Below are 4993 nucleotides of genomic sequence, written 5' to 3'. Positions count from 1 at the left end.
CGGCGGGCCGATGAACACCGCCTCGTCGGCCATCTCCACGGCCATCGAGTCGGCGTCGGCCTCGGAGTAGACGACCACCGTCTTGATGCCCATCCGCCGGCAGGTCTTGATGATCCGGACGGCGATTTCGCCCCGGTTCGCGATCAGGATCTTCGAAAACATTCCGTCCCTTACGCCTTGAGCCTCACGTGGGCCCGGAAGCGGAGCCCGCTTCCAAAGTCTTTCGCTTGCGAAGCGGCGACCTTAGATTGACGCACATGAGCACGCCAGCGGTCTCCCCTTCCGGTTTCGACCTCTCGCCGCCTAACGCAGAGGAACGCAAGCGCCTGGAAGCGGGCCTGACCCGCGAAGAGGCCGACGTCCTCCTGCACCACGGCACCGAAGCCCCGTTCTGCGGCGGTCTTCTCGATCAGAAGGACGACGGCGTCTACTGCTGCCGCCTCTGCGGCCTGCCGCTATTCCGGCACCGCACGAAGTTCGAGAGCGGCACCGGCTGGCCTTCGTTCTGGGCGCCCATCGACGAGGCTCACGTCAAGGGCGTGCGTGACACCTCCTACGGCATGGTCCGTATCGAGACGCGCTGCGCCCGCTGCGACAGCCACCAGGGGCACGTCTTTCCCGACGGTCCGCCGCCGACGCGCCTGCGCTACTGCATCAACTCCGTATCCCTGGAATTCGTCCCGGCCGGACAGCCGCTCCGGGACCCGCTCGGCCGCGGCGACGACGAACACCTGCCCGCCCTCGCGTGAGTGAACGGACCCAGCGGTTCCGGGGCGCGTGGGTCCTGCTGATCCCGTTGCTGATGCTGGCGTGGGTGGCGCTGGGGAACACCGCGGAAGATGAAGGCCGTCCGTATCGCGCGTTGAAGGGCGTCGAGCCGGGAGAGGAGGCCGAGCATCTGGGGCGACTGATGGAGGAGGCGTACGGAACCCTTCGGTCCGAGGCCTTCCAGGAGAACCTGCGGGCGCTTGGCGAACGTTACCCGGCGATCTACGCGCGGCGCGGCGATCAGGACGCCACCGCCGACGATCTCGCTGACTACGTCGCCCTCGAGCGGCTGGGCGCGCGCTTCGTCAATGCCGACGTCATCCTCGTCTCGAACGCGGTGGGCTATCTCGGCATGGCCGGCCAAGGGCCCGGCGAAGGCCGCTATTCAGACATCGTGCTCGACAGCTTCGTGCTGCGCCAATGGCAGTCAGCCGACGTCGTCCGCCGTTCCTGCGCCATCAACGTGGCGGCGCACGAGTACGCGCACACGATCTCACTGATGCCCTTCGTCTATGAGCCGGCGTTTACCGATACCCGAGGCGACGAGTTCCGCATCGCCGATCGCAGGGACCGCTCCACGCCGGTCGCCAGCTACCTCATCGGGGCAGTCGCCCAGTGCACCTGGCTCCAGCGGCAGGGCCGGATCGGCCGCGCCGGCGTGCCGGCCTGCGTCCAGGTGTTCGGCGTGGCCTCCGGCTCCGTCGCCCGCTGCGACGCTTTCCCCGGCGACACGCCGGTGACCGAGCGCCCTGGCCTGCCGCCGCTCGCCCCGAGTCTTTAGGCAGACCGCCACCGGAGGTGTGGATAGAGGCCCCCTGCGACGATCCGCCCCCAAAGCGTGGCAATCGCAGCGGCGTTATCGTCGAAGCATCCCAACCGGATGCCACCCATGAAACTCACCGCCGACCAAGCCCGCGCCCACGCCGACGAGGTCCGCAAGACCAGCGTCACCATCCTGAAGGGCCTGATCCCCACCGAGACGATCGACGCCTGGAACGCAGCGTTCGGGCCGCTGCTCGCCGCCGCCGTGCGTCGCGAGGGCGACAACCCGAACCGCGGCGCTCACCGCTACTACGTCACCCTGCCCTTCCAGGACCTCTGGGCGGATCCGGGCGTGATCGACAACGCCGCCATCATGGCCGTCATCGAGGAACTGGTCGGCGCCGACGGCGTCATGTGCCAGCTCGCCAGCGACACGCCGCTCGCCGGCTCTGAGTATCAGGACCTGCACCGCGACACGCAGCTGCTGTTCCCCGAGAGCGGCGTCGAGACCCCGCCCTATCAGCTCGCCGTCAACTTCCCGCTGGTCGACGTGACCGACGAGAACGGCCCGATGGAGTACGCGCCGGGCACTCACATGCTTTCCAAGGACGAGGGCATGGCCAAGGTCGCCAGCGGCGAGATCCCGCTGGTGAAGGCCTACATGAACCGCGGCGACGTCATGATCCGCGACGTGCGCCACATCCACCGTGGCACGCCGAACCGGGTCGGAACGCCCCGGCCGATGATCGTCATCGGCTATTCGCGCCGTTGGCTGCACCGGCCCGAGGTCAACATCCGCATTCCGGCCGAAGTGCTTGTGGCTCTGCCGGAACGCGCCCGGCGGTGGCTGCGCCACAACCCGGTCTTCGAAACCAAGACCGAGGCGGCGCAGCCGGAAGAGACCTACCGGGCCTTCGCCTACTAGGTCCGGCGGGTGGTGGTGCGGGTCGAGGCGCTGTCCTCGCCCGCCGCCGTGCCACCGTTCACGTTGCCGTCGCCGCCATCCTTGCGCATCTGGGCTTCGAGTACGCTGTCGCCGTAGCCCTTGCCGGGATTGGTGAGGAAGCCGCCGGCCTCGATGCGCAGGTTATTCTGCACGTGCGTCACGCCCGAGATCTCCTCGACGCAGCGCTCCGCGCGGTGCTTGGCCTCACGGTTCTCGACCGTGCCTGACAGCGTCACCTCACCGCCCGAGACCGAGACGTTGATGTTCGAGGCGTCCAGCCACGGATCGTCCGTCAGGCGCTGGTGGGCGTCGTCGCTGATGCGCTCGTCCGAGCGCTTGTAGCCCTTGGGTCCACGGCCCCGGTGGCCGGGGTCTTCCCAGCGCGCCTCACGATTGAAGTCGGCCGAATAGCGCTGCGGGCCGCCGTCGCCGCGGTCCATTCCGCGCTCGCCCGCCAGGTCGCGGCGCACCTCGCCCACGGCCTCGCCCAGCCAGCTCTTCGCCTTCTGCAGGAAGCCGCCGCCCGAGCGGCCGCGGTCGCCCTGCTCGCGGCGGTCGTCGCCCCGCTGCCAGTCGCGCACGCCGCCGCGGTCTTCGCTGCGGCCGGCGTCGCCATAGCCGCGCTCGAAGTCGTAGCCGCCAGTGCCGCCCGAGGCCTGGTGGCGCATCTCGCGGGCGTAGCGACGCTCCATCTCGCGGTCGGCGTCATAGCCGCGCGGGACCTCGCCGTACTCGCGTCCGCCCTGGCCGTACTCCTGGCGGTAGATCGGCTGGCGCTGGTCGTCGCCGTAGAAGCGGCCGCCGCGGGTATAGTCCTGGGTCTCGAACCGCATGCCGCGGTTCCGCTCCAGGTCGTACTCGTTGTTCTCGTAGGCGGGGCTCACGCCCGTGTAGTCGCGGTCCTGCCACTCAGGCCGTTCATCGCGGCCACCTCCGAAGCTGCGGCTGCGGTAGTCCTGGCCGCCGCCCTGCCAGTCGCGGCCGGCGCCGGCGCCCTGGCCATAGCTCTGGCCGCCGCCGTAGGAGCCGCCCGCGCCATACGCGCCGCCGCCGGTCCGGACGTTCGAGCGGTTGTACTCCGCGCCCGTGTCGCGCTCGCCGAACACCCGATCACGATCGTGACCTTCGAAGCGCGCGGCATAGCGGTCGCGGCTCGTGCCTTCCGCGCCCTCATAGCGGCCGTAGCCGCCGCGGCCCTCGTCGTCGAAGCTGCGGTTCTCCTGCCAAAGCCGCCCTTGCCGCGGCTCGTCGCCGCCGCCCCGGCCGTAGGCCTCGTTGCGCCAGTTCCGCTCGCGCATCCGACGCTCGCGCTCTTCCATCCACCGATCGGGCATGGGGAAACCTCCTGTTCCGCAGGGCCTGCGGGCCTCAGCCCGCCTCACTGGCAGAACAAGGGGCGGTGAAGGTGGTTCCGGCGCCCTACAGTGGAATGTTGTCGTGCTTCTTCCAGGGATTCTGGAGCTGCTTGCCCTTCAGGCTCTTCAGTGCCTTCACGATCCGGCGGCGCGTGCCGTGGGGCATGATCACGTCGTCGATGTAGCCGCGTGAGGCCGCCACGAACGGGTTGGCGAAGCGGGCCTTGTATTCGGCTTCCCGGGCGGCGATGGCGTCGGGGTCGCCGATTTCGGCGCGGAAGATGATCTCCACGGCGCCCTTCGAGCCCATCACGGCGATCTCGGCCGTCGGCCAGGCGTAGTTCACGTCGCCGCGGATGTGCTTCGAACTCATCACGTCATAGGCGCCGCCGTAGGCCTTGCGGGTGATGACGGTGATCTTCGGCACGGTCGCCTCGGCGTAGGCGAACAGGAGCTTCGCGCCGTGGCGGATCAGCCCGCCCTGCTCCTGCTTGGTCCCAGGCATGAAGCCCGGCACGTCCACGAAGGTGACGATCGGGATCTCGAAGGCGTCGCAGAAGCGGACGAACCGCGCGCCCTTTCGGCTGGCGTCGATGTCCAGCACGCCGGCCAGCGTCTGCGGCTGGTTGGCGACGATGCCCACCGTCTGCCCGTCCATCCGGGCGAAGCCCACCACGATGTTCTTGGCGAAGTCCGGGCTGATCTCGAAGAAGTCGGCCTCGTCCACGACCTTCAGGATCAGCTCCTTCATGTCGTAGGGCTTGTTCGGGTTCGCCGGCACCAGGGTGTCCAGGGACGGCTCGTCCCGGAACGGCTCGTCGAAGCTCTCGCGGACCGGCGGCTTCTCGCGGTTGGACAGCGGCAGGAAGTCGACCAGCCGGCGCACCTGGGTCAGGGCCTCAAGGTCGTTCTCGAACGCCCCGTCCGCCACGCCGGACTTCAGCGCATGGACCCGGTAGCCGCCCAGCTCCTCGTGGCTGACCTCCTCGTGGGTGACCGTCTTCACCACGTCCGGGCCGGTCACGTACATGTAGGACGTGTCCTTCACCATGAAGATGAAGTCGGTGATGGCCGGCGAATAGACGTCGCCGCCCGCGCAGGGGCCCATGATCACGCTGATCTGCGGGATGACGCCCGAGGCCAGGGTGTTCTCCAGGAAGAT

At 68.9% G+C, this 4993-nt stretch carries 6 protein-coding genes; 3 read left to right on the top strand and 3 right to left on the bottom strand.

The window, feature by feature from the left end; translation table 11 throughout:
• On the bottom strand, positions 1-162 hold a 162-nt coding region (locus RIF93_RS18565), incomplete at its 3' end, for a biotin carboxylase N-terminal domain-containing protein (protein WP_309092936.1).
• A 95-nt stretch (positions 163-257) separates the two neighbouring features.
• On the opposite strand from RIF93_RS18565, the gene msrB reads away from it, so the two are divergent.
• The 3 genes from msrB to RIF93_RS18550 all read left to right on the top strand — a co-directional run bounded on the left by msrB (position 258) and on the right by RIF93_RS18550 (position 2455).
• Positions 258-749, top strand: coding sequence for a peptide-methionine (R)-S-oxide reductase MsrB (msrB, locus tag RIF93_RS18560; protein WP_375163895.1), 492 nt, complete (start codon positions 258-260; stop codon positions 747-749).
• A complete protein-coding gene (locus tag RIF93_RS18555; RefSeq protein ID WP_309092934.1) occupies positions 746-1549 on the top strand; it encodes a hypothetical protein in 804 nt (267 codons plus the stop codon). The genes msrB and RIF93_RS18555 overlap by 4 nt, the downstream gene beginning before the upstream one ends.
• A gap of 108 nt (positions 1550-1657) precedes the next feature.
• On the top strand, positions 1658-2455 hold the full coding sequence (locus RIF93_RS18550) for a phytanoyl-CoA dioxygenase family protein (protein ID WP_309092933.1): 798 nt from the start codon (positions 1658-1660) through the stop codon (positions 2453-2455).
• On the opposite strand, the gene RIF93_RS18545 is transcribed toward RIF93_RS18550, so the two are convergent.
• Both RIF93_RS18545 and RIF93_RS18540 read right to left on the bottom strand, forming a co-directional pair.
• Positions 2452-3810, bottom strand: coding sequence for a BON domain-containing protein (locus tag RIF93_RS18545; protein ID WP_309092932.1), 1359 nt, complete (start codon positions 3808-3810; stop codon positions 2452-2454). The genes RIF93_RS18550 and RIF93_RS18545 overlap by 4 nt on opposite strands.
• Positions 3811-3895: 85 nt before the next feature.
• On the bottom strand, positions 3896-4993 hold a 1098-nt coding region (locus RIF93_RS18540), incomplete at its 5' end, for an acyl-CoA carboxylase subunit beta (RefSeq protein WP_309092931.1).

The organism is Phenylobacterium sp., from assembly GCF_031181185.1.
In the GTDB taxonomy this organism is placed as follows: Bacteria; Pseudomonadota; Alphaproteobacteria; order Caulobacterales; family Caulobacteraceae; genus Phenylobacterium.
This window is presented reverse-complemented; position numbering and strand designations above follow the sequence as displayed.

What these genes read in the sequence shown, in the direction of transcription:
- msrB (WP_375163895.1), top strand. Translation starts at nt 258, where the DNA reads ATGAGCACGCCAGCGGTCTCCCCTTCCGGTTTCGACCTCTCGCCGCCT.
- RIF93_RS18550 (WP_309092933.1), top strand. Translation starts at nt 1,658, where the DNA reads ATGAAACTCACCGCCGACCAAGCCCGCGCCCACGCCGACGAGGTCCGC.
- RIF93_RS18545 (WP_309092932.1), bottom strand. Translation starts at nt 3,810, where the DNA reads ATGCCCGATCGGTGGATGGAAGAGCGCGAGCGTCGGATGCGCGAGCGG.